The sequence below is a fragment of the Paenibacillus sp. MSJ-34 genome (genome assembly GCF_018918005.1).
Classification (GTDB): Bacteria; Bacillota; Bacilli; order Paenibacillales; family Paenibacillaceae; genus MSJ-34.
The window spans coordinates 84,871-109,530 of record NZ_JAHLPR010000009.1 but is presented as its reverse complement, the minus strand read 5'-3'; the positions used below and the strand labels follow the sequence as shown (position 1 = coordinate 109,530).

Here is a 24,660-nt window from a genome sequence, read left to right as displayed (position 1 = left end):
TATTTTGCCTGAAAGGAGTTGCGTATGCCAACCGTTATTTCAAACACCGAAGTTGCCGGGAATATATGGCTTCTGACGGTCGAAGGCGAATTTTCAGGCGGGATGGGCCAATTTTATATGCTCCGCGCATGGAAGAATGATCCGCTGCTGTCACGTCCTCTTAGTATTTTTAATATCAAGCCGGGCATGATTCAATTTTTGTACAAGGTGCGCGGGAAAGGCACAATGAGATTGGCGCGGCTGAAACCGGGAGATTCGATCGGACTGGAAGGACCGTTCGGGAACGGCTTTCCGAATTTGAAAGGAAAAATCGCGCTTGTTGGCGGAGGCGTGGGGATCGCCCCGTTCTATTATGCCGCCAAACAATTGCCCGCGGCCGACGTTTATTTAGGCTTTAGCCACGAACCGTATCTGGTCGATGAATTTCGCCGGGCAGCAAGACGCGTTATACCGAAATTCGGGCTAAGTCTGGTGAATGATCTGGAGATCGGATTATATGATGCGATCTTCGCTTGCGGCCCGAACGCCATGATGCGAGCGCTCGCGCAAAAAGCGGAGCATACGGGAACGGCCGTCTATGTATCGTTGGAGAAGCATATGGCTTGCGGCATCGGGGCTTGTCTCGTTTGCAGCGTAGTTTGTAAAGAGGGAAACAGGAAAGCTTGCGCGGACGGTCCGGTATTTCTAGCGAGGGAAGTGAACTTTGATGCGGAATATGGTTTGTAATGTGGCGGGCATTCCGTTTGCCAATCCGGTCGTGATGGCTTCGGGAACGTTCGGCTTCGGCATGGAATATGCCCGAATATACGATATTAATAAGCTTGGCGGCATTGCCGGCAAAGGATTGACGTTCCGTCCGAGAACCGGGAACGTCGGCTTTCGAGCATGGGAAACCGCGTCGGGAATGATGAACAGCGTCGGGCTGGAAAATCCGGGCATTCCCGCTTTCCTGGAGCGAGAGATGAAATTTATGGAGACGATCAAGCCGGTAAAAATTATTAATCTTGGCGGCAGCGATGTCGATGAATATGTGCTTGGCGCACGCGCAATCACGGAGTATACGATGAAACGGAGATTGCAAGGGGGTCAAGGCGTCGATATGATGATCGAACTAAACATTTCGTGCCCGAATGTGAAAGATGGCGGGTTGGCTTACGGAATCAGGACAGACATGGCCCGAACGGTCGTGCGCGAGGTCAGGGCGGCAACATCGCTTCCGCTTGCGGTCAAGCTGTCGCCGAACGCCGAGAATATCGTCCAAATGGCGGCAATGTGCGAGGAAGAAGGGGCCGAGGCGCTGTCGCTTGTCAACACATTCTCCGCTATGGCGATAGATATTAACCGCAGAAAAAGCGTTTTCGAGCAAGGCTATGCCGGATTGTCCGGCCCTGCGATTAAACCGATCGCGCTGCGCATGGTGCACCAGGTCGCCGGACAAGTGCGAATTCCGATCATGGGAATAGGCGGCATCGCCAATGCAAGCGACGCGATCGAATTCATTATGGCCGGGGCCGCCGTCGTCCAGATCGGCACTGCCAACTTCACGAATCTCCGTGCAGGCGAGGACATCGTTGCCGGCATCGAGGCGTTTATGGAACGGGAGAACATCGAGAGTCTGGACGAAATCCGCGGCATCATTTAGCGATTTGAATTTACGCACTCGGGGATTGCGGATTACTTCTGCTGCGCTCCTTTTGCCGAAATCCCGTTCGCTCAGAACAGGTGCGAAACAGCTCCCTATACCGCAAAATTGCCGATAATAAAGCCCGGTTCGAAGCGCGAACCGGGCGATTATCGTTGTTTTATGTGCGGACGGCGATGACATGCCGTTCGATCCCCGCCAAGTCGGGCACGATGTATACCGTGTCCCAATGTCCCGCCGCCTCCATCATGGCGGCGACTTCGCGAGCTTGGCCCATGCCAAGCTCGAAGCCCATGACGCGCGGCGCGCCCGCGAGCAGCGGCAGCTGCGCGAGCATGCGGCGGTACGGGTCGAGCCCGTCCGTACCTCCGTCCAGCGCGGTGCGCGGCTCATAGTCGCGCACCTCCGGCTGCAGCCCCGCGATGTCTCCCGCGGGGATGTACGGCGGGTTGGACACGACGATGTCCAACCGCTCCCCCGCGAACGGCGCCAGCAGGTCGCCGTTCGCCCACGCGATGCGCGCGGCTGCGCCGTTGCGCGCCGCATTGCGCTGCGCCACTTCGAGCGCAGCGGCGGAAATGTCCGATGCGCATACGCGCCATGTCGGACATTGCACCGCGAGCGTCACCGCAATCGCTCCGCTCCCGGTGCCGATGTCGGCCACGGACGGCGCGGCCGCAGACGCATCCGCGCCGTCCGGCCACAACCGCCGCCCTTCCCGCACGACGGCCTCGACGAGCAACTCCGTCTCCGGCCGCGGGATCAGCACCGCCGGCGTCACCTCGAACGGGAGACCGTAGAACTCCTGTTCCCCGATAATATACTGCGCCGGCTCCCCGGCCGCTTTGCGCGCCACGATTTGCCGCCACTGCGCCTCCCGCTCCGGCGGAAAAGCCTCGTGCCAACGCAGCAAATACGCCGCGCGGTCCAGGCCGAGCAGATGCCGCAGCAGCAGCTCCGCCACATGCGGCGCTTCCGCCACGCCCCGCTCGCTTAAAAAAGAAGAAGCCTCCACAAAGGCTTCGCGTATCGTCTTATTTTGCATCGAACACACTCTCTTCCCGCAGAGGCTTCGAATGATCGGCGCCAACCGCCGATTATTCCGCTTTTTCCATGAGCTCAGCTTGTTCGGTCAACGTCAAGGCGGCAATAATTTCCTCCATATCGCCGTTCATGACCGCGTCAAGCTTATGCAGCGTCAAACCGATCCGATGGTCGGTCACACGGCTTTGCGGAAAATTATACGTGCGAATCCGCTCGCTGCGGTCGCCCGTACCGACTTTGCTCTTCCGCTCGCCGGCGTACTTCGCTTCTTCTTCTTGGCGCATAATATCGTAAATGCGCGCGCGCAGCACTTGCAGCGCTTTGACTTTATTGTCGTTTTGCGACTTTCCGTCCTGACACGTCGCTACGATTCCGGTCGGGATATGCGTTACCCGTACGGCCGACTTCGTCGTATTGACCGATTGCCCGCCCGCTCCGCTGGAACAGAACGTATCGACCCGAATGTCCTTGTCGAGAATTTCCACTTCGACTTCCTCGACTTCCGGCATCACCGCAACCGTCGACGTGGACGTATGAATGCGTCCGCCCGATTCCGTTACCGGAATGCGCTGCACGCGATGTGCGCCGCTCTCGTATTTCAACTTGCTGTAAGCGCCACGGCCGTTAATCATGAAGATCACTTCCTTGAAGCCGCCGAGATCGTTAATATTGGCGTCCATCAATTCCACTCGCCAGCCTTGCGCATCCGCATAACGCGTATACATGCGGTACAGGTCCGCCGCGAACAATGCCGCCTCGTCCCCTCCCGCCGCGCCGCGAATTTCCACAATGACGTTCTTGTCGTCGTTCGGATCTTTCGGAAGAAGCAAGATCCGGATTTTTTCTTCCAATTCCTTCTGCTTGGCGCTCAGCTCTTCAATCTCCATTTTGACCATTTCGCGCATTTCATCGTCCAGCTTTTCGCCCTGCATTTGTTTGGCCGCTTCCAGTTCTTCTATCACATTCTTATATTCGACGTACGCCTCGTACGTCGGTTGAATATCGGATTGTTCTTTCGAATAATCGCGCAATTTTTTGGAATCGTTCGCCACGTCCGGATCGCACAACAATTCGCTTAATTTCTCATAACGATCCGCAATGGATTGCAATTTGTCCAACATGTTCGTTCACCTCAATCTGTTTCAATAATAATGTATTTTATGCAGGCCGCATCGACCGCTTGGCCCTCATTCCGCTTCGGCACGCGCTAAACGTTGAAACGGAAATGCATTACGTCGCCGTCCTGCACGACATATTCCTTGCCTTCCAAACGAAGCTGGCCCCGCTCCTTGACTGCGTTCATCGAGCCGGCAGCGATCAGATCGTCGTAAGACACCACTTCCGCACGGATGAACCCGCGCTCGAAATCGCTGTGGATAACGCCGGCCGCCTGCGGCGCTTTCGTGCCTTTGCGAATCGTCCAGGCGCGAACTTCCTGCACCCCTGCCGTAAAATACGTATATAAGCCCAGCAAGCGATACGCCGCCCGAATTAACCGGTCAAGTCCCGACTCTTCCAAGCCGAGCTCTTCCAGAAACATCGCTTTATCTTCGCCTTCCAGTTCCGCGATCTCCGATTCAACCTTTGCGCTGATCGGTACGACTTCCGCGCCCTCTTCCGCCGCAAACTCACGCACCTTCTGCACATAGGGGTTGTTGTCCGCATCGCCCGCTTCGTCTTCGCTTACGTTGGCTGCGTACAGCACCGGCTTGATCGTCAGCAAATGCAAGTCGCGAATAATCAGCTTCTCTTCCTCCGAGAGCTCGACGCTGCGCGCAGGTTTGTCGGCATACAGCGCTTCCTTCACGCGCTCCAGCACCTCGACTTCGGCGGCATATTTTTTGTCGCCGCTCTTCATATTTTTACGGGAACGTTCGATCCGTTTCTCCACGCTTTCCAGATCCGCGAGAATCAATTCCAGATTAATCGTCTGGATATCGCTGATCGGATCGACCTTTCCGTCTACATGCGTAATGTTCTCGTCTTCGAAGCAGCGCACCACATGCACGATCGCATCCACTTCGCGAATGTGGGCCAAGAACTTATTGCCAAGCCCCTCGCCTTTGCTTGCGCCGCGCACAAGACCGGCGATATCGACAAATTCAAAGGCCGTCGGAACGGTCTTATTCGGAACGACCAATTCGGTCAACTTGGTCAAACGCTCGTCCGGCACTTCCACCACACCGACATTCGGGTCGATCGTGCAAAACGGATAGTTGGCCGATTCCGCCCCCGCTTGCGTAATCGCATTGAACAATGTCGACTTCCCTACATTCGGCAAACCTACGATGCCCGCTTTCAAAGCCATATATCAATACACTCCTTAATTATCATAACAACTTAACTAATATATTATATAGTAAAATCCGCAAAACTGAAAGCCCCCGCTGTACCGCAAGCGTCGGCGCAATCGAGGGGCCGGTTCGCCTCTCTGAATCCGCGTCTGCCAGGTATTCCGTGTCTGGTAGTTACCCCGTGGCTGCTAGGTATCCCGTGTCTGTCGGGCCTGTCCCTATGTCTCTTATTTCGCCTTCTGTCGAAATCCCCTTTGCTCATGATGCAAATTCCTTGGGGTCAAGGTGAACGAACGTAGTACACAGTGGTACTAAACGGTGTACAACTTTTATTTGGAGACGAGAATAAAACAAGATCATTATGCAAATGTTTGCCGCCTATGCCTTCGATACGAACGAGCCATTCCCGTTCCTGCCTAAATTTCGTAATCAATTCGGCTCTCTGAACGGCCGGAATAGCGGAGCCCCACTTCTGATCGAAAGGAATACCGACAAAAGGGAAGATAAACACAACCTTCTGACCAAACGGGATATCGACAAAGGGAAGATAAACAACCTACTGACCAAACGGGATATCGACAAAAGGGAGAAAAAATCAAGAGGAACGAGGCGAGAGCCAGAAACGGTATAACCGAAACACGCGGGATAAACTAACACCGGCACATTAATCTATCATAACGAACCCCACATATTCCGATATAAGGCGGGTCGCCGAGACGCCGGCAAACAAAAAAGCAGCGGGCCCCTCTCTCTGCACCGCTGCTTCTTGCGCATTTATGGCAGCTGTTCCGATTGCACGGAAACGACATGCTCCCATTTCGATATTTCTTCGATCGCCGCCAGCAATTTGTCCGGCGACTTGACCCGCAGCACCAGCTTGACGGCGATTGCCGGCGCTTCCCCTGCGGGACGGGATGCCGCTTTGCCCGGAACGATCCGCATATTGACAATATGGATGCCTTTCTCGCGCAAGGCGGCATGGAGCTCGGCGAGTACGCCCGCGTAATCGATCAATTCAATGTCCAATTCCCGATTTCTACGTTCTTTTCCCCATGTTTTTTCCCATTTGTTCAATAAATGCAAGCTGATTAGCGCCAATAGCGTACAAACGAGCGCGCCGGTATAGAAGCCTGCTCCCACGCATAAACCGAGGGCGGCGACAACCCATACCGATGCGGCCGTCGTCAAGCCTTTAATGACATTGCCGTTCCGCAAAATGGCGCCTGCGCCGAGAAACCCGATGCCGCTGACGACTTGCGCGGCCAGGCGGGCGGGATCCATCCGTACGTTCGGCTCGGCGGCAAATTCGGCAAAACCGTAAATCGACAATAACATAATCATCGCGGATCCCAAGCAGACGAGAATATGCGTACGGAAACCGGCCGCATGATTGTTCCTCTCCCGCTCGATGCCGATGAGACCGCCCACGGCGGCGGCCATGATCAGCCTGAGAACCAATTCCCACTGGGTAATATGCCAAACGCTTTGTCCCATTGTTCCAAACGACTCCCCCTTCCCACGATAACGTTGCGCTAAGCGATTTCCCGCGTATCCAGCCGGTTGCGCCATGAAGATTTCCCGTGACGATTACAAATTCCTGCAATCATCCAGGTATTTCTCATCGAAACAGGAGGGTAGGTAAAAAAGCCTGCGATTATACAGGAATTCCCTACCAAATCACCCCATACTCCATTGTCGCGAGAAAAAAGATGTATTTTTGCAGGCTTGCTGATTTAAAGGTCCTTCAACGGCTGCCTATCCATTTTCCGCTGGAGCGGTATTGTCTGACATGATGTCCTCGAATCCGTCCCTGTTAACCGGCTTGGTCTATACCGGTTCGTCATCGCCAAGAACGTAGCTACAGGCGCTCCCGGTTCGTCTCGATGCGCCATACTTGAAGCTTCGGGCGCTTTGCCTCATTGACCGCGTTCATAGCGATGGCGATCGAAGAGCAAATCCAGGCGTCTCCGTCAGGATACGAACGCGTAATGGCGACCGCCCGTCCTTCCGCCGTATCGAACTTGCGCAATATTCGTTCGTTTACTGCGGCAAAGTAAGCTTGCCCGCCAATCAGAAACGCGATGCGGTGATTGCCGAGACAGACGATCTGCATGTTCCCCTCGTCCCCTTCCGGGTGCAAACCCATCAAAGGAAGGACATAACGATTGCATCCGTCCGTCGAAACGATAGACAAATCTCCGTTCTCTTTCACGATCGCCGCTTCCTGATCCCGCCAGGCATCCCATGCCGCAACGCCTGTATGCTCCGATACGAATCCGCGCGTCTCGTCGTCGTAACGGTACAATGTGCCCGAATGGGCAAGCATCCATAATTTCGTTCCTTCCGCGTACAGTTGCAAACATGATTCCGGCAATGCCGCAGTCCGCTCGATCGTCAGCTTGCCGGGACCGGACGAATCGTCAATGCTCCAAAGCTCCGTGCCGACCGCCGCCCAGATTCCCCCGGAATCGCGTTCCGCCATCGCGGTCGCTTCGCTCTCGAACCGCACTTTCTCGAACGGCCATGCTCCATCCGCATCGCGGACGAACCGCCATGGGCTGCGGAGATCCGTCCGGCCGACGAAACGGTCCCAAGCCATCCATACATGGCCCGGCGTCACGGCAATCCCTTTCAAAGGCGCGCCGATATGAAGCGTACCGAGTACGGACTCGGTTTCCGGCTCCGCCTCCCACGTAAAACCGTCCTCTGTCGAAACCAAATACCGTTTGGAAGACAGCGGCACGATACCGTTCCGAATGGCCGGCTCCTCGCCTACCGAACAGGAATGAACGGGAGCGAGCGAAACTTCGGTCGGAGCAATCAGCTCTTTCGCATTGCCGGCATGCTCCCACCCGCCTTCGTCCGTGATCGCGCGCTTCGTATGATCCAAGGTTAGCACTCGCACCGCATTGGCATCGATATCCAAAATTCTCGATTGCCGTCCTCCGTCGCGCGTGAACGTCGGCCCGTGCACTCCGGTAATAAAGAAATGAGTGCCGTGCCGGTACGTATGCGAATCCGTATGAATATGGCTCAGATGATAATGGGCCGAGAACCACATGACGATTTCCGGCGTATTTTTAACTAATTCATGCCAGCGATGCGGTTGGTGATTTTGATCCAAATAAGCGTTCGTCGAACGCACATGCACTTTCGGCACCGTACGCAGCCCGCATCCGATCGGCGGAGCATGCGTAAAGAAGACGACCGGCACGTTCGGACGCTCCTTCAATTTCCGCGCCAACCAATCGAATTGTTCGTCGGATACGAAGCATTCCTGCACGTCGTAACAAGAATTCGGCATTTGCGGTTCGGTGGAAGCGAAGAAGAAGCGGAAATCGTCGTATTCCAGCACCCCGTAAGGCTTGTCCAGATCGAACATCTCCATAAAACGCCGCTGAACCGTGCCTTTTGCCTGAACGCCGTTGCCCGATTCCAGTTCCAAATCGTGATTGCCGAGGATCGGCCTTAACGGCGCTCCCGTTTGCTTCAAAAATTCGAACGCTTCTTCAAGGCCTTCGATCCGCCCGATCATCCCCTGACTGCCGAAGTCTCCCAGCGGTATAACCAAATCCGGATTGCAATTTGCGATATCCTCCATTGCCGATCGCGTCGCGTCGTATTGGTCGGAATGCAAATGGAAATCTCCCAAAATGACAACTCTCATCGTGATTCGTCCTTTCGTCCGTTTCTTCCTAACCCTTTACCGCACCGGATGTAATCCCTGCGATAATATGCTTCTGCATGAGCAGAAAGAAGATGACCATCGGAATAATGGCCAGCGTCATCGCAGCCATAGCCAGATGATATTCGTTATTGTACTCGCCGAAATATACCGACGACGCCAGCGGAATCGTTTTATTCTTCTCCGAGGTCAAAGTGATCAACGGCAACAAGAAGTCGTTCCAAATCCATAATGTATGCAGGATGGCGATCGTCGTCGTGATCGGCTTCAAGAGCGGGAGCAGAATGCGGAAATAGACGCCGAATGGCCCGCTTCCGTCGATATGGGCCGCCTCTTCGAGCTCATGCGGCACCGATTTGATAAAGCCGTGGTATAAAAAGACGGCCAAAGGCAAGCCGAACCCGCAATACATAAGAATCAAGCCGTACAAGGAATCGATCAGGCTCATATCTTTCGCCACCTTGACGAGCGGAATCATCAGCGTTTGAAACGGAATGACCAGCGAAGACAGGATAGCGAAAAAAATAATTTGGCTTACAACGCCCGGACGCCTTACCAATTGATAGGCGGCAGCCGAACTGATCAGCAAGATCAGTATGACGGACACGACCGTAACGAGCAATGAGTTGGTGAACACCTTCAAGAAATCGAGCTGTTTCCATACGGTGATAAAGTTATCGAATTGAAACTTGCTCGGGAGCGCCAATGCCGATTCGATAATTTCGCTAAACGATTTAAATCCGCTTATAAAGGTAATGTAGATCGGAAAAAGAAAGAGAAGCGCCAATACGATCATGATTAGTTCCAGCAGGAATTTCCCCGCGCCGTAACGATGCTGCTTCACATTTCCACCTCCTTGCGTTTCATAACCGCCGTTTGAATCAATGTAATCGACGCCAGAATGACGAAGAAGAAAACGGCTTTCGTCGATGCGTAAGTAAACAGGTTTTTCATGAACGCATCGGTATAAATTTGCAAAGCGAGCGACTCCGTCGACCCGAACGGACCGCCTTTCGTCAAAGAAAAGTTCAGATCGAACGCTTTAAAGCTGCTGGAAATCGCCAAAAATACGCATACGGTCATGGCCGGGCGGATCATCGGCACGACGACATTCCACAATCGGCGCAGCCGTCCGGCGCCGTCGATTTCCGCCGCTTCCAGCAAATCCTTCGGCACCCCTTGCAGCGCCGCCAAGTAAATGATCATGTAGTAACCGGCCGAATGCCATACCGCGACGATGACGATGGACCAGAACGCCGGACCGGGCAAGCTGAGCCAGTTTTTCTGAAATAAGGCCCAGCCGGTCATTTGGCCGATTTCCCCGAAGAGCTGGACAATGATAAATTGCCAAATAAACCCGATGATGACGCCTCCGATGACATGCGGCAAGAAAAAGCCGGTGCGCAGCAAGTTTTTCGTTTTGAGCGCTACGTTTAAAGCCAAAGCGATAAGGAACCCGAAAATGTTAAACAGGATCGCCGTGACGGCGACATACTTAATGGTAAATCCGAATGATTTCCAGAAGTAGCGGTCTTCGAACAACATGCGATAGTTGTCCAGACCCGCCCAGCCAACGTTGCTGCTGATCCCGTTCCAATCTTGAAACGAATAAATGACGCCTCGTACGAACGGAAGCAGAATAATCAAGCAGAAAAACAGCACGGCCGGAGCTACGAAAACGGAATAGACCAAATATTGTCTTGTTTTCGACTTCACGTCATTCTCTCCTTTCATTTACAGTTATAGGAATGTAAAAGGTTTCTGGCCGTTAATTGTCAACCAGGAACCTGCCAATGACTTTATTTTTTTACCCGAAGGTCCCAAGCGTTTTGCAATTCTTGAAGCGTCTGTTCTTTGTTCGTTTGGCCTCCGATATATGCCTGCAAAATTTTAGGCGAATCTTCCTTGATGCCGACCGGCCATGCGCTAAACGCCCAAGGAACGGTTTTTCCGTTCTCGACATAAGCGGACATATCCATTGCGAGCGGACCAAGTTCCGGAGTCGTTTGCAAATCGGTGAAAGCAGGAATAAATTTAAAGGAATCTACAATATATTTCTGCCCGTTCTGATGAAGCCATTCCAAAAACTTCAACACTTCGTCGACATGTTTGGAATTTTTGTTCACAACATAGTATCCGGGTACCGAAACCGGCATTCTCGTTTCTTCCGGATTGTCGGTAAGCGGAAGAGCGAACATCCCCATATTCAAATCGGGATTGACTTTCTGGATCGGATCGATCGTCCAAACGCCTTGATGCATCATCGCCGTTTTGCCCGTGGCGAAGTTGGAAATTTGGTTATCGTAGTTGACGCCTAACGATTCGAGACCTTTTCCGTAATCGGCTCCAAGTCCCAGTACGTCGAAGAAATTGTCGATATATTTCAGGTCGCCGATTTTCATCTCGCCGTTTTTCAATTTGTCCAAGGATGCGGCCGGGTCGCTCTCATAGGCGAACGGCAAGTTGAACAAATGGTATAACGGGAAGGATTCCTGATAAGCTTCCGTGTAAGGCTCGATGCCGGCCGCTTTCAGCTTCTCGGCCGTTTCCTTCAGTTCCGTAAACGTGACAGGCAATTGCTCAATACCCGCCTGCGCGAACAAATCCTTGTTATAGATGACGCCGAAACCTTCGAAAGCAAGCGGGAAGCCCAGCTTTTTGCCGTCTACCGTCATGCCCTCGATCGATAACGGAGAGGCTTTCTCCATCCACGGTTCATTGGACAGGTCAAGCAAATTTTCCGACCAGGATTCCATGATGCTGTATCCGTTCGAATAAAAAATATCGGGCTCGTCCCCGGAAGCGAAGCGCGTTTTCAGAATCGTATTATAATCTTTGACGACTTGCGCTTCGATGATCACATTCGGGTTCTCGGCCATATAGTCCTCGACCATCGCCTTTACTTTATCCGTAATTTCGATTTTGTTTTGGAGCAGCTTGATCGTTACTTTCTCCCCGCCGTTGTCCCCCGCGGCTTCCTTAACGTCGGCGTTTTTCTCGGTGCCGCCGCCGCAGCCCGCTACAAGCGCGCCAAGCATCGTGAAAACCGTGAGCATCGCGAATAACTTTTTCTTCACAACTCGTTCCCCCTGTAGTTTTCGTTGATTATGTTTCCTATGCTCTTTATTCTAATAGACTGCCAGAGGTTGACGGCAGAGAATATATTGACCCAAAAAGGGAATATCGGGACTTCTTCGGTTCAAAGGCAAGGACCCGCTTAGACATGCCTATTTTCTTTCCGGAATTGAAGCGGAGATTGGCCTGTCTGTTTCTTGAATACTTTGCCGAAATAATTTTCATCCGTATAACCGAGCAGCCCGGCCATCTCCGACACGGAAATATTCGTGCCGACGAGGAGCGATTTGGCGCGCTCTACCCTAAGCTCCGTCAAATAGGTAATGATGGTCGTGCCGTACGTCTCCTTGAACTTGCGCGCGATATACCACGGATTGAAATTGAATTTCCGGGATAGCATCGCCAAGGATATATCCTCCTGAAAATGGAGGGTTATATATTCATGGATCGCTTCGATGCTGCGGATCGGGAACCCGCCGCCGCTGCGGTCGATCAGCGAGCACCATGCTTCGGCAAACAGCCGCTGCCATTCGTCGATATCCGCGATCCATAACGGCATAAACGAAACGGCGGCATTGTTGTCCGACGGCCGATCGCGGTACGCCTTTTCCAAAAGCAGATTCGCTTCATAGGTATAGCCCTGCAGATCTTTCAACCGCAATGTTCCCCGATCCTTCAGCTCCTGCGCAAAGGACCGGACAATCTCGGCGACGTACGCCTTATCCTTTCTCTGCAATGCGGTCTCCAGGAAAATCCGGCGTTCCGCCAAGCTCGGCAATTTCGTCGCATCGTCTTTATGTTGCGAGACGCCCGATATGACGTCGCACATCAAGAGCGCCGCGCGCGCGCCGGCGATCGCCTGCGGCAGCGTCTCCGCGCCGGCCTCCCCCTCGTGAATCCCGATCAACATCTTCAGTCCCAACGTATCCAACCAGCATTGGGCTAATTTCTCAATATAAAATTTTTGTTTGGACGGCATCATGCCGGACGAGCCCCAAAAGGTTAAAAGTACCCACTGCTCATCGTCCAGTCTGCATAAGTAATAAGGGTTGTACGGCTCCAAAACCTCATGGGCGATATTATGCAAGGCGAACGCAAACAGTTCGACATCGCCTTGAAAACGCCGGTATTGAATATCCGAACGGTTGGATGGCAGCAGCATCGCCGCCGTTACGGAACCTGCGGGAAGCCCCCTCCTCGCGAAAATATGGCGTATCCCCTCATGAAAAGCGAATTCCCCTTTCAAATAGCCGGCCAGCTTATGCTCGTCCAACAAGTCTTCCGCTTGACGTATCCGGTAACCTGAATGGATCTCTTCCTCTTCGCTGCTTTCCTGCTCCCTCCAGGCGGTGACCGCCCTTGTCAAAGCTTGCTCCAAATCCTTTTTGCGAAAAGGCTTCAGCAAATAATCGACCCCTTTGGCCATCAGCGCCGCATGCGTATAAGCAAAATGATCGTACCCGCTTACGACGATCACTTGCGTCTTCAAGCTTTCCCGGCGCAGCGATCGGAGCAGCGCTACCCCATCCATGCCGGGCATGTTCATGTCGCAGAACATTACCGCAGGTTTATGCTCGCGGGCAAGCGCCAACGCCTGCCGCCCGTCTTCCGCTTCCAATACTTCAGTAACGCCGAATTTCCGCCAATCGACCGCCAAGGTAATTCCTTCTCTTACATGCTCTTCGTCGTCTACTAACAATACTTTCACGATTGGTCTCCTCCCTGTTGTTGATCATGCACCGGAAACTGAAGAGTAATGATCGTTGATTCATAGGGACGGCTTTGTATTCCCCATACAAAAGCCGAACCGTAACAAATGCGCAAACGCTGCAGCACATTCGCCAGCCCGATCCCGCCTTTCCGCCGGCCGGGCGCTTGGCGGCTCGCGTATTCCTGTTCGATTCGCGCGATCGTCGCCGGTTCGAAGCCTTTGCCGTTGTCGATAATACGCAGGCAAAGCTCGCTTCCGTTCAACTCGATTCCGATATGCAAATCGCCTTTCCCGCTCCCCTTCTCGATCCCGTGAATGATGCTGTTCTCCACCAACGGCTGCAGAATCATCTTCGGTACGATCAAGCCGAGCGCTTCGTCCGGACAGGATAGCGTGTAAGATAGTTTATTTTTGAATCTGCCGATCTGCAATGACAAATAATGCTCCACATGCTGAATTTCCTTGTATAAAGGCACGTTTTCCGTCTTCAAATCCATACTGTAACGAAGAATGGAGCCCAATTCGGCGATTTTATCGCTTATTTCCTCGACTCCGTGACGCAAAGCCAACGTGCCGATCGATTGCAGCGTATTGTATAAAAAATGCGGATTGATTTGGGCTTGAAGCATTTTCAAACGAGCTGTGGACAATTCCAATTGGCTGCGGTATTCCCGGTCGACAAAATCGTCCAAATTGCGGACCATCGTCTGAAACCGCTGCTCCAACACGCCCAATTCATCTTTGTTTCCCCCTGCCGGCTCCACGTCGAAGTTGCCGGACTGAACCTTGCTGATCGATCGCAAAAGCCGCTTGATCGGGGCAATGGTCATGAAAGATAAAATCGAGGCGAACAAGATAACGAACGCGATGGCTACCAATTGAACGATCAGCATCCGATTCAACGTCTTGTCTGCCGATTCGTTAATCGTATCCTTCGGGACGAATTTCACCATCGTGAGCGGGATCTCTTTAAATTGGTCTCTCGTATAAATAAAGATCCCGGGCTTGTCCTTGAACTCTCCGGTCGCAAATCCGCCCTTCTGCCCGAAATCCGGCTCGGTCATCGCAACCGTGCCGGCATCTTCCTCTTCCGAAGCCCATAACAGCCTCAAATCGTCCTGGATGTATAAAAAGGTTGCCTCTCCTTTATCCGGCTTGGATAAAGACTCCATCAATCTCGCCAGCTCGTCCATCCCGACATAAAGCGATGTCAATCCCAACACGGTAGATTCGGGATAATCGACAAGCAACCGATGCAGGGCCAACACCCGCTCGTTGCCAAGCTCCGTCGCTTCGAATTCGTTCGCTTCATCCCATGCTTCCGGGGATGCCGGCAAATCGATGTCGGCATTGCCTCGGTCCGCCCCGAACCTTCCGTCGCCAAGACGGGTGTATGTGTGATGGTTCATGGCGCTGATATAGCGAACGGCGCGCATCTCGGAACGGCTCGCATACAACTTGTTCAACTGGTCGGTTATTTGAATGAGCAGGAGAGGCGTCGCTTCCGTTCTGCGCAAATTGTTCATAAGCTCGTTGTCCTGATAATAGGACGCGGAAACGACTCGTAACTCTTGCAGGTAACGTTTAATATTTTCCATGCTTAAATCCATCGATTGCCGATTGAGGGAAATGACTTCCTGTTCGACCCATTTCGATGTCGTCCGATGCGAAACGATGTTGGATAATGAAAAAGGAATGATAGAGGCCAGCAGCATTCCGACAAGCAATTTCGCAAATAAACTGCGCTTGATCCACATTTGTATTCTCCTCTGGATGATTACGATATCAAGTCTCGGCGGCAAGGCCGCGCTTCGTTGATTATTGTAAGTTTGCGGCGGCTCAAATTCAAGGAAAGCTTTCTGGAATGGCGGTTCCCTTACCGGCGGCATAGCGATGTACGGACAAAGATGCTCTATTTTTTGCCGCATGAAACGGCAGGAAGTTGGACTGGTGAACTGAAAGCGCAACCATTAAGATGGTACTGAAACGAATTAAGAAGTCACCAGAAGGGGGAAGTTACGAACGATGAAAAAATGGTTCAGCGCACTTACGATCTTCGCTATGGTTACGGCTCTGCTTACCGCATGCGGCGGCGGGTCGCAGTCGGCGGGCGGAACGGGGGATTCGTCTTCGGGAACGCAGAACGAATCTTCGGGCCAAACGGACGATAAGCCGAAAGGCAAATTGACGGTGTATGTCGGTTTCCAGGAAGACCATGCGATTGAAGCGATGAAGCAATTTACGCAAGATACCGGCATTGAGGCGGAGATGATCCGGATGTCCGGCGGCGAAATTCTCGCCAAAATCCGGGCGGAGAAAGACAATCCGCAAGCCGACATTTGGTACGGCGGTGCGGCCGATACGTTCCTGACGGCGCAGGGGGACGGCCTGCTGGAGCCTTACAAATCGCCGGTAGCGGATAAAATCGACGCCAAGTATAAGGATCCGGACGGATACTGGACCGGCATCTACGTCGGAGCGGTCGGATTCGCGTCCAACAAGGACTTTCTGAAAGAGCATAATTTGCAGCCGCCGACGAAATGGGAAGACTTGTTGAACCCGGTTTACAAAGGAAATGTCGTTATGGGAGATCCAAGCTCCTCCAGCACCGCCTATACGATTATGTACACGATTCTGAAAGTAATGGGAGGCGAAGAGCAAGGATTCGATTATCTCAAGCAGCTGCACAGCCAAGTTTCGCAATATACGACGAGCGGAACGGCTACGGGCAGAATGGTCGGCATGGGCGAAGCGGCGGTCAGCGTCCTGTTCGCGCATGATATCGTGAAATACCAAGAGGAAGGCTTCGATTCGCTCGAGCTGTCTTTCCCGGAAGACGGAACAGGTTATGAAACGGGCGCCATTGCCATGATCAAGAACAGCAAAAATCAGGAATTGGCCAAAAAATTCATCGATTGGGCGCTCGACAAAGACGCTCAGGAAGTGGGACAACGTACGGGCAGCTACCAAACGTTGACGAATCCGGATGCGAAACAGCCGGAGAAAGGCATCGATTTCTCCAAACTCAACCTGATCGATTACGATCTGGCCGAGGCCGGCAAGATGCGGCAAAGCCTGATCGACAAATGGAACAACGAAGTGAAAAAGTAAGGCTCACGCAAAAACCTGCCGGCGGCATGCGTCCGGCAGGTTTCATGTATAGATGGAACTCTTAACGCAACAAAACCTCGATAATATCGTGAACGATAATGCCGACTACCGAATAATCGCTGTCGGCGAACGTAGCGCGTATAAAGCCGAGCCCCGATAGCAACGGCGTCAGAAAGAGAGGCAGCATCGTAATCAGAAACCCGTGGCACAACGTCGCGACGACAAGCCCTCTCCTGCCCCCGATTTTATACGCGATGACGCCCGAAGCTCCTCCGGAGAAAAAATGCGGGATGATGCCGGGAATAATGACGGTATATTGTACGTTCAACGTCAGCAGCATGGCCGCAAGCCCCCCGGCAAAACTCAGCAAAAACCCCAGTATTGCCGCCACAGGCGCATACGTAAACAGCACCGGGCAATCGAGCGCCGGAATGGAACCGGGTACGAGCCGCTGCGCGATCCCCTGGAATGCGGGAATAATCTCCGACAGCATCATGCGCACCCCGTGCAAAATTATATATACGCCCCCGGCAAACCATATCGATTGGATGACGGATACGATCAATAAATTGCGGCCTGCGAATATTTCGCTGATCGATCTGGAAGTTGCGAACAAGCTGGAGGACAGGAACAGAATAAACGTGAACACGGCGATGACGATCATATTGTCTTGGAAGAAAGGCTGCATCTTCTTGAACGTCTCCGGGACCGGTTTTTCCGTCTTGGACTTGAACAGGAAGGCGATCAATCCCGTCACCGCGAATCCGACGCTGTTGAAATGGCCGATCGCAAAGTCGCCGCTGCCCACTGTTCGGCGCACGAACGGCTGGGCGAGGGCCGGACCGAACGACATGGTTAAAGCCAGCACACAGCCGCCGATCGCGTATTGTTCCCAATGGCGCAAAGGGAAGGCCGATAGTATGCTCGCCAGCATCGAAGCCATGAACAAAATATGATGGCCCGTCAAAAATATATATTTGCAGCTCGTCCATCTCGCGATGGCGAGATGCATCGCCATGCCGATCAGCATAATAAAGGCGATTTCCTGTCCGTAGTTGATCTGAGCCAGGGCCGTAATCGTCTCGTTATGCGGAATAATACCGATAATCTGAAACCCGTTCTGAATAATCGCCGACAGGTTCGACAGCGAGGAACCGGCCGCCGAGGCGCCGATTTGCAGCAACGTGTAGCCGAGCATCGTTTTTACCGTTCCCCCGACGACCCGTACGGGCTTTTGCCGCTGAAGCAGCAAGCCGATCAGGGCGATCATCCCCAGCAGAAACGCCGGTTCCCCGAACAGTCCTTTGTTGATCGTTTGCGTCAAATTCATTCTTCGATCACGTCTTCCCCTGCCCGCCTGTCAAACCAACCGCTCGACGCGAGCCGCTGCCTTAAATGTTCCTTATCCGTAATGCTGTCGAGCGCAATCGTTCGAAGGCCCGGACGAAGCGGTAAAGCTTCGACGACTTGTCTTGCGCCGATGACCAGCTCGGCGTCGTACATATTGACGGATGAAGAGTCGCATTGCTCGATATGCGCCGCAATGCCGTATTCCTGCAACAGGGAAACTAGGTTCATACGAATCATCAAGCTCGTCCCAAGGCCGCTCGAGCATACGACAACAATCGTGTTCATAGGCCCTCCCTCTGTCTCAATCCGTTCCATACTTCTTCCGCGCTCGCCGTCTCTTTCAGCCGCATCATGAACGCCTCGTCGTTCAACGCAGCGAGCAGCGTGGACAACGCCTTGACATGCTGCTCCTTGTCGGCCGCGGCCAGGGTGACGATGAGCCAGACCGGCTGCCGCGCAGGCCCGAACGGCAGCGGTTCGCGGAACGTCAGCAGGCTGAAGCCGGTATCCCAGACGCCGTCCAGCATCGAGGCGTGCGGGAAAGCGATGCCTTCGTGGATAATGAAATGATGCTGCTGCGACCGTACCATGTCGACGAGTTTCTCCTCATATTGCAATCCGGTCAATCCCCGTTCGCACAGCAGCCTGTTTCCCAGACGAACAGCCGTCTCCCAATCCGTTTCGCGCAGTTGGAGCCGAATGGAATGAACGGGCAGCAGCGCGGTCAGTTCCCGCCCCTGCAGAAACTTCGGGCTGCCTTGGAACATTTGCAGCAATTCTTCCAGCAATTTGCCGCGATCGGTAATTTGGGCGTACTTCTCCGTAATACGCAGAATACGGTTCACCGTCTGAATCGTTTCGGCCTCGACCTGCCGCGCCGGAGGCGCGACGCCGAGAAAAGCCGCCACCCGCTCCCGGTCTTCTTCCGGCAGCAGCGGCGACACTTTCAGCCAAGGCACCGGTACGGCATGGCCGATGTCGATCATCGTCAGAATCGCGTCCGCGTCGAATACGGTAATATGCTTCGCATCCTGGTACGAATATTCTCCCACAACATCTACATGGGGGAAGAGCGCGTCCATCCGTCTGTGGAGAATCGAAGACGTGCCGAGACCGGAGCTGCAGACGATCGCCACCCGCTTCTTCCGGGCGACGGTCCGTTGGTTCAGGCCGCTGCCGATATGCATGACAATATAGCCGATTTCATCCCGGTCGAGCGAAACGTCAAACGGCTTCATCTCTTCGGCCGCTACCCGCTCGAGAATGCCGAGCAGCGCGCCGTATTCTTGCTCCAGTTGTTCTATGAGCGGATTCTTGGTATGCAGCCCGAACTTCGAACGATAAATCGCCGGCTTCAAATGGACGGCAAGCCCCTGCACGATTTGCTCCATTCGCTGCAACGGATGTCCGAGCTCGCGCTCGACGCCGATGACGATGCGCTTGGCCAGTTGCACATATTGCGAATCGCCGGCCGACTGCCCGCTCTTCTTCTGCGCCCCAAGCACATGCTGCGTAATATACCCGATCTCCTCCAGCGGCATCTCGACGCCAAAGTAACGCCCGACTTGTCCGGCCAGCGTATCGCGCACGACGCCGAACTCCTCTGTGTCCTGCAGTTCCAGCAGCAGTTCGCGGTCCATTAGAATCGCATGATTTCCCTTGAGACGCTCCATCGCCATTAGCAAATGCAAGATCAGAGCCGAGCAGCCCGCATCGGAAAATTCGATGGACAAGCGCCGTTCCAGCCGTTTGACGGCATGGAACAGAAAATGCGCGTCCTCGGTGCGAAACCATGAATTCCAGGGCTGGTTGCCAAGCGGCGCCGCGCCGTCCAGCACGAACTGCAATATTTTCTCATCCGTCATTTCCGTCCGGAGCAGTTCCAGATAAGCATTCCTTTGGCAGCGTTCGCTGCCGCCGATTTTCATCCAGCCGCGTTCCCGCACCAGCTCAAGCCCCCGTTCCGCCAGCCATGCCTTCGCTTCAGCAATGTCAAGCAGCAACGTGTTGCGGCTAATCTTGAACTCATCAAGCACGTCTTCGGTCCGCAGCTTCGTTTCCGCAAGCAGCCGTTTCAGCATTAAGAGGACGCGCAGCTTTCCGTCCACATATTCGGGTCTGCGCGCCAGTTCCTTATCGATATGTTCCCATTGCTCCGGTTCGAGTTCAATTCTGACGCCCAGCTTGCGGTCGCGTTCCAGGCTGACGCCGTAATCGCGCAGCCATTCTTCCAGCATGAGCAGATCGTGGCGTACGGTTCGCGGAGAAATGCCGTATTCCTGCCCAAATCTGTTAGCGGATATATAGGAATCTTCTTCAATCAGTTGCAACAGCATTTGTTGTTGGCGGCTTGTCAGCATTGTTGTCTCACCCTTCCGTAGTAAACCGCTTTCATAAATGGTAAACCTTTTGCGCCATCCTGTAAAGAGGCAACGCCCAAACTTGCCAATTGCGCACGTTTTTCTGCCGCCAGAAGCGGCAAAACGTTGGACTGTCCCTTTGTAAGCGTATCCGCTACGATGAAAATGGAGGAAATCGATACATCACTTGAAAGGAGATACGGAATGAAACGCTCCAAAATATCGCGCGATCCGCTGCTTATGCTTTGTATCGTGCTCGTTATGCTTAGTTTGTGTGTTTTTATCGTCTATCCATTATTCCAAATTTTAAAGACGAGCTTTATCACAACAAACGGACAATTGGATCTCGGCGGCTACCGCAGAGTGTTCTCGGGAGGCCGGCTGTTCGAAGCGCTGCGCAACTCGCTGCTTCTCGCCTTCATCGTTGGGACGCTGTCGACCGTTATCGCATACCTGTTCGCCTATACGTTCGCTTACGTAAAGGTTCCCTTCAAAAAGCTGTTTAACGGAATCGCTATCTTGCCGGTCATATCGCCGCCGTTCGTCATCTCGTTATCGGCCATTTTATTGTTCGGCAAGCAAGGTTTTATTACGAAGCATCTGCTGGGAATGACGAATGCCGACATCTACGGACTGCACGGGTTGGTACTCGTTCAGACGCTGACATACTTTCCGGTCGCGTTTCTCACCTTGGCCGGTTTGCTCCGTTCGATCAGCCCTTCGCTGGAAGAAGCGAGCTCCAACATGGGAGCGGGCAAATTAAAAACGTTTCTGACGGTCACGCTTCCGTTGTCGGTTCCCGGCATCGCCAACGCTTTCTTGCTCGTGTTCGTGCAATCGCTGGCCGATTTCGGCAACCCGATGACGATCGGCGGCAACTATACGACCGTCGCGCGCGAGATCTATTTGCAAGCGGTCGGCAGCTACGATATGCAAGCCGGCGCCTCGCTCGCCATGATGCTGCTGATGATCACCTTTATCGTATACGTCCTGCAGAAGTTTTGGGTCGGCAAGAAAAGCTACGTCACCGTGACGGGGAAACCGACGCACGGACGCAAGATGATCGAAAAAGGAGTCGGCAAAAATATTCTGTTCGGCGCTTGCTTCATCTTGTCCCTTGCGGTTATCGCTTTCTACGTGCTGGTGCCGATCGGCTCGTTCATCAAATTATGGGGCATCAACAACAGCTTTACGCTCGATCACTATAAATATGTATTCTCGATCGGACAGAAAGCGATGCGCGACACGCTGACTCTGTCGATCATCGCTACGCCGATCGCCGGATTGCTAGGCATGATCATCGCGTTCCTGATCGTACGCAAGCAATTTTTCGGCAAAAGAGTGTTGGAAATGGTCAGCATGCTCTTGCTCGCCGTTCCGGGAACGGTTATCGGTATTTCATATGTTCTGTCTTTCAACAAGGCGCCGCTTGCGCTCACAGGCACGGCCGCCATCATTATCGCCGCGTTCGTCGTCCGGGCGATTCCGGTCGGGATCCGTTCGGGTATCGCCTCGCTCCAGCAGATCGACCCGTCGATCGAGGAAGCGGCGACCGACCTTGGCGCCAGCCAGTCCAAGACGTTTACGAGCGTCGTGCTGCCGCTCATTAAGCCGGCCTTTTTCAGCGGGCTGGTCTACGGATTTGTGAAAAGCATGACCGCGATGAGCGCTGTCATCTTCCTCATCTCGGCCAAATTCAACCTGATCACGGCATCGATTCTAAGCCAGGTGGAGACGGGCCGAATCGGCGTAGCCAGCGCTTACTGTACGATCCTGATCGTGATTATGATCGTGGCCCTGCTGCTGCTGAATACGGCGCTCAAATTTGTAGGGGGCGGAACGAACGATTCTTCCCTCATGTAAAGACAATGCCAAGACGTACAACTTCCAAAGCAAGTCAAGGAGGGTATTCCCATGAATGCGAAATCTGTTTCTTTGCGCAATGTTGCCAAAGCTTTTAAAGACGAAAAAAATCAAACCGTATACGCCGTATCCGATGTGAACGTCCAAATCGAAGCGGGGGAGTTCGTGACGCTGCTCGGCCCTTCCGGCTGCGGCAAAACGACAACGCTGCGCATGATCGCCGGTTTTGAAGATATTACAGCGGGAGATATTTACTTCGGAGAGGAGAAAGTCAATACGATTCCTCCGAATAAACGGGATTGCACGATGGTATTCCAATCGTACGCGCTCTTCCCGCATCTGAGCGTATTCGATAATATTGCTTACGGCCTGAAAATTAAGAAACTGTCCAAAACCGAGATTATGAAGAAAGTTCATGGCGTGCTGGACATCATGAACTTAACGGAGTATAAAGACCGTATGCCTTCGCAGCTTTCGGGCGGCCAGCAGCAGCGCGTCGCTTTGGCGCGGGCGCTGGTGATGGAGCCGGGCGTACTGCTGTTCGACGAGCCGTTATCCAATCTGGACGCCAAGCTGCGCCTCGTCATGCGGGACGAAATCCGCCGCATCCAGCAGCAGATCGGCATTACCGCCATATATGTCACCCATGATCAGAGCGAGGCGATGAGCATGAGCGATCGGGTCATCGTCATGAATAAAGGGCAAATCGAGCAGATCGGCACGCCGCAACAAGTATATCAGCGGCCGGCCACGAAATTCGTCGCCGATTTTATCGGAACCGCCAACTTCATCGACGGCCGCGTAGTCGAGGCAGCGGAGGATCGACTGCATATCCGCACCCAAACTGGTATAATGATGGCGAGAAATACCGGCGTTCACCGGGTAAACGACGAAGTGTCGGTCGTGATCCGTCCGGAAGCCGTTCGGCTTACGAAAGGCACAGAGAATGTCGCCGTCGTGACGAAAAGCGTCTTTATGGGCCAAACGCAAGAATATGAAGTGGAGTTTGAAGGCACAACGTTGCAAATTACGGAAAACAATCCGTCGGAGGAAAGCGTTCACCGGGTGGGCGAATTCGTATCGTTGCAGTTTTCCGAACATTCGTTGCATGTAATATAAAAAGATAGCGGGAAAGCGGGGATGGAAGATGAGACGAGGATATCGACGGGCGCTGCCGCTACTCTCCGCGTGTTTGCTCTTCCTGACCGCATGCTCGCCCGAACGCACAGGCGAATTGACCATCTATGCGGGTCTGTACGAGGATCACGCGATTAAAGCGATTGAAACGTTCCAGAAAGAAACGGGCATTAAAGTTTCATATGTCCGCATGTCGAACGGGGAAATTCTGGCGAGAATCCGCGCCGAGCGGGATCACCCCCGCACGAGCATCTGGTTCGGCGGCCCTGCGGACACGTTCGTACAAGCGAAGAACGAAGGGCTGCTCGCCCCGTATGTGTCGGACAACGCCCAACTGATCGACGACAAGTACAAAGACAGCGAAGGCTACTGGACAGGCATTTACGCCGGCTCGGTCGCGTTTGTGTCGAACAAGGCATGGCTGCAGGAAGTCGGCCTCAATCCGCCTCAATCGTGGGATGACCTGCTGAATCCGAAATATAAAGGGATGATCGCGATGCCCGACCCCCGTTCGTCCGGAACGGGATATACGGTCCTCGCCACATTGGTGCAATTGTGGGGCGAGGACCGTGCGTTTGCGTATTTCAAGCAGCTTAACCAGCAGACCGGCGCTTACACCTCTACAGGCAGCGTCCTCGGCCGGAACGTCGGCATGGGCGAAGTCGGCACGGCCATCATGTTCTCCCATGACGCCGTGAAATTCTATAAAGAAGGCTTTCGCAACATCGTCATCGGTTTTCCGAGCGAAGGAACCGGGTACGAGATCGGAGCCGTCGGCATAATAGACGGCGCCCCGAATATGCGGGAAGCGCGATTGTTCGTCGATTGGGCGCTGACGAAAGAAGCCCAGGAATTGGGCAAGTTTGCGGGCAACTTCCAATTGCTGACAAACCGCGATGCCGTCTCGCCGGAAGAGGCGTTTCCGCTGGACGATTTGAACACGGTCCCGTACGATCACGATTGGGCGGGCACGAACCGGGAGCGGCTGCTGGAGAAATGGACGCAGGAAGTGTTGAACCCGTAGGCCCGAGCGGAGACGGCGGACAGAGTGCGTCCCTCCGTCCGCTTGTCCTGACATCTTCCGCTCGCTGCCCGCAGCCTGTCGCCCTCCTGTCGCGGCCCGTCGCTCGCGATACCGCCGGGAAGGCGGAAATGCCATGCTGCAGACAAGCGGGAATGCCTTGCCATCGTAATACCGGGGACGCCATGCCGCCAGAATAAGCGGGAACGCCCCGCCGCAGACAAGCGGGAATGCCCCGCCGACAGCTTAACGTCAATTCATACCGTTAATTTCCCCGTTGTCCCCTCTTTTCCTAAATTAAAGGTAAAACCTGGATCTAATTTATCCGAAATCGGCATTTTGCCCAATCTCTCCGAAATTAGCTCCA

The 24,660-nt window shown here is 53.6% G+C and carries 19 protein-coding genes; 6 read left to right on the top strand and 13 right to left on the bottom strand.

Annotated features, from left to right (window positions below; all coding sequences use genetic code 11):
* The first annotated feature begins 24 nt into the window (after nt 1-24).
* Together KQI79_RS06685 and KQI79_RS06680 are read left to right on the top strand one after the other, a co-directional pair.
* The gene (locus tag KQI79_RS06685) at nt 25-726 is read left to right on the top strand and encodes a dihydroorotate dehydrogenase electron transfer subunit (RefSeq protein ID WP_216537445.1); all 702 of its coding nucleotides are present in this window, start codon (nt 25-27) and stop codon (nt 724-726) included.
* Nucleotides 707-1,642 carry a dihydroorotate dehydrogenase gene (locus KQI79_RS06680; protein ID WP_216537444.1) on the top strand — a complete coding sequence of 312 codons (936 nt, stop codon included), beginning with the start codon at nt 707-709 and terminating at the stop codon, nt 1,640-1,642. The genes KQI79_RS06685 and KQI79_RS06680 overlap by 20 nt, the downstream gene beginning before the upstream one ends.
* Before the next feature lie 160 nt (nt 1,643-1,802).
* Here KQI79_RS06680 and prmC read toward each other — a convergent pair whose 3' ends face one another.
* From prmC to KQI79_RS06630, 10 genes are all read right to left on the bottom strand, one after another.
* A complete protein-coding gene (gene prmC / locus KQI79_RS06675; protein ID WP_216537473.1) occupies nt 1,803-2,687 on the bottom strand; it encodes a peptide chain release factor N(5)-glutamine methyltransferase in 885 nt (294 codons plus the stop codon).
* Between the two features lie 52 nt (nt 2,688-2,739).
* The gene (gene prfA, locus KQI79_RS06670; RefSeq protein ID WP_216537443.1) at nt 2,740-3,807 is read right to left on the bottom strand and encodes a peptide chain release factor 1; all 1,068 of its coding nucleotides are present in this window, start codon (nt 3,805-3,807) and stop codon (nt 2,740-2,742) included.
* 86 nt (nt 3,808-3,893) lie between these two features.
* The gene (gene ychF / locus KQI79_RS06665; RefSeq protein WP_216537442.1) at nt 3,894-4,994 is read right to left on the bottom strand and encodes a redox-regulated ATPase YchF; all 1,101 of its coding nucleotides are present in this window, start codon (nt 4,992-4,994) and stop codon (nt 3,894-3,896) included.
* A gap of 760 nt (nt 4,995-5,754) precedes the next feature.
* Complete coding sequence (locus KQI79_RS06660; protein ID WP_216537441.1) at nt 5,755-6,474, bottom strand: MgtC/SapB family protein; 720 nt, start codon at nt 6,472-6,474, stop codon at nt 5,755-5,757.
* Between the two features lie 364 nt (nt 6,475-6,838).
* Nucleotides 6,839-8,647 (bottom strand): metallophosphoesterase family protein, encoded by a 1,809-nt coding sequence (locus KQI79_RS06655; protein ID WP_216537440.1) that lies wholly within the window; start codon nt 8,645-8,647, stop codon nt 6,839-6,841.
* 28 nt (nt 8,648-8,675) lie between these two features.
* A complete protein-coding gene (locus KQI79_RS06650; RefSeq protein ID WP_356709398.1) occupies nt 8,676-9,509 on the bottom strand; it encodes a carbohydrate ABC transporter permease in 834 nt (277 codons plus the stop codon).
* Nucleotides 9,506-10,399 (bottom strand): carbohydrate ABC transporter permease, encoded by an 894-nt coding sequence (locus KQI79_RS06645; protein WP_216537439.1) that lies wholly within the window; start codon nt 10,397-10,399, stop codon nt 9,506-9,508. Before KQI79_RS06645 ends, KQI79_RS06650 begins: the two co-directional genes overlap by 4 nt.
* Before the next feature lie 65 nt (nt 10,400-10,464).
* The gene (locus KQI79_RS06640) at nt 10,465-11,742 is read right to left on the bottom strand and encodes an ABC transporter substrate-binding protein (protein ID WP_216537438.1); all 1,278 of its coding nucleotides are present in this window, start codon (nt 11,740-11,742) and stop codon (nt 10,465-10,467) included.
* 140 nt (nt 11,743-11,882) lie between these two features.
* Complete coding sequence (locus tag KQI79_RS06635) at nt 11,883-13,448, bottom strand: response regulator transcription factor (RefSeq protein ID WP_216537437.1); 1,566 nt, start codon at nt 13,446-13,448, stop codon at nt 11,883-11,885.
* Complete coding sequence (locus tag KQI79_RS06630; protein WP_216537436.1) at nt 13,445-15,208, bottom strand: sensor histidine kinase; 1,764 nt, start codon at nt 15,206-15,208, stop codon at nt 13,445-13,447. The genes KQI79_RS06635 and KQI79_RS06630 overlap by 4 nt, the downstream gene beginning before the upstream one ends.
* Before the next feature lie 268 nt (nt 15,209-15,476).
* Here KQI79_RS06630 and KQI79_RS06625 point away from each other — a divergent pair, with 268 nt between their 5' ends.
* Complete coding sequence (locus KQI79_RS06625; protein ID WP_253297977.1) at nt 15,477-16,562, top strand: ABC transporter substrate-binding protein; 1,086 nt, start codon at nt 15,477-15,479, stop codon at nt 16,560-16,562.
* A 61-nt stretch (nt 16,563-16,623) separates the two neighbouring features.
* Here KQI79_RS06625 and KQI79_RS06620 read toward each other — a convergent pair whose 3' ends face one another.
* The 3 genes from KQI79_RS06620 to KQI79_RS06610 are packed head-to-tail and all read right to left on the bottom strand — an operon-like array spanning nt 16,624 to nt 20,272.
* Complete coding sequence (locus KQI79_RS06620; RefSeq protein WP_216537435.1) at nt 16,624-17,892, bottom strand: PTS ascorbate transporter subunit IIC; 1,269 nt, start codon at nt 17,890-17,892, stop codon at nt 16,624-16,626.
* Complete coding sequence (locus tag KQI79_RS06615; RefSeq protein ID WP_216537434.1) at nt 17,889-18,197, bottom strand: PTS sugar transporter subunit IIB; 309 nt, start codon at nt 18,195-18,197, stop codon at nt 17,889-17,891. Before KQI79_RS06615 ends, KQI79_RS06620 begins: the two co-directional genes overlap by 4 nt.
* On the bottom strand, nt 18,194-20,272 hold the full coding sequence (locus KQI79_RS06610) for a BglG family transcription antiterminator (protein WP_216537433.1): 2,079 nt from the start codon (nt 20,270-20,272) through the stop codon (nt 18,194-18,196). Before KQI79_RS06610 ends, KQI79_RS06615 begins: the two co-directional genes overlap by 4 nt.
* A 204-nt stretch (nt 20,273-20,476) precedes the next feature.
* On the opposite strand from KQI79_RS06610, the gene KQI79_RS06605 reads away from it, so the two are divergent.
* Genes KQI79_RS06605 through KQI79_RS06595 form a run of 3 tightly spaced genes read left to right on the top strand, consistent with a single transcriptional unit; the run spans nt 20,477 to nt 24,296 of the window.
* Nucleotides 20,477-22,135 carry an ABC transporter permease gene (locus KQI79_RS06605; RefSeq protein WP_216537432.1) on the top strand — a complete coding sequence of 553 codons (1,659 nt, stop codon included), beginning with the start codon at nt 20,477-20,479 and terminating at the stop codon, nt 22,133-22,135.
* Between the two features lie 51 nt (nt 22,136-22,186).
* Nucleotides 22,187-23,254, top strand: a complete 1,068-nt coding sequence (locus KQI79_RS06600; protein ID WP_216537431.1) for an ABC transporter ATP-binding protein — start codon at nt 22,187-22,189, stop codon at nt 23,252-23,254.
* A 28-nt stretch (nt 23,255-23,282) separates the two neighbouring features.
* Entirely contained in the window at nt 23,283-24,296 is a 1,014-nt protein-coding gene (locus KQI79_RS06595) for an ABC transporter substrate-binding protein (RefSeq protein WP_216537430.1), read from the top strand.
* Nucleotides 24,297-24,660 lie beyond the last annotated feature (364 nt).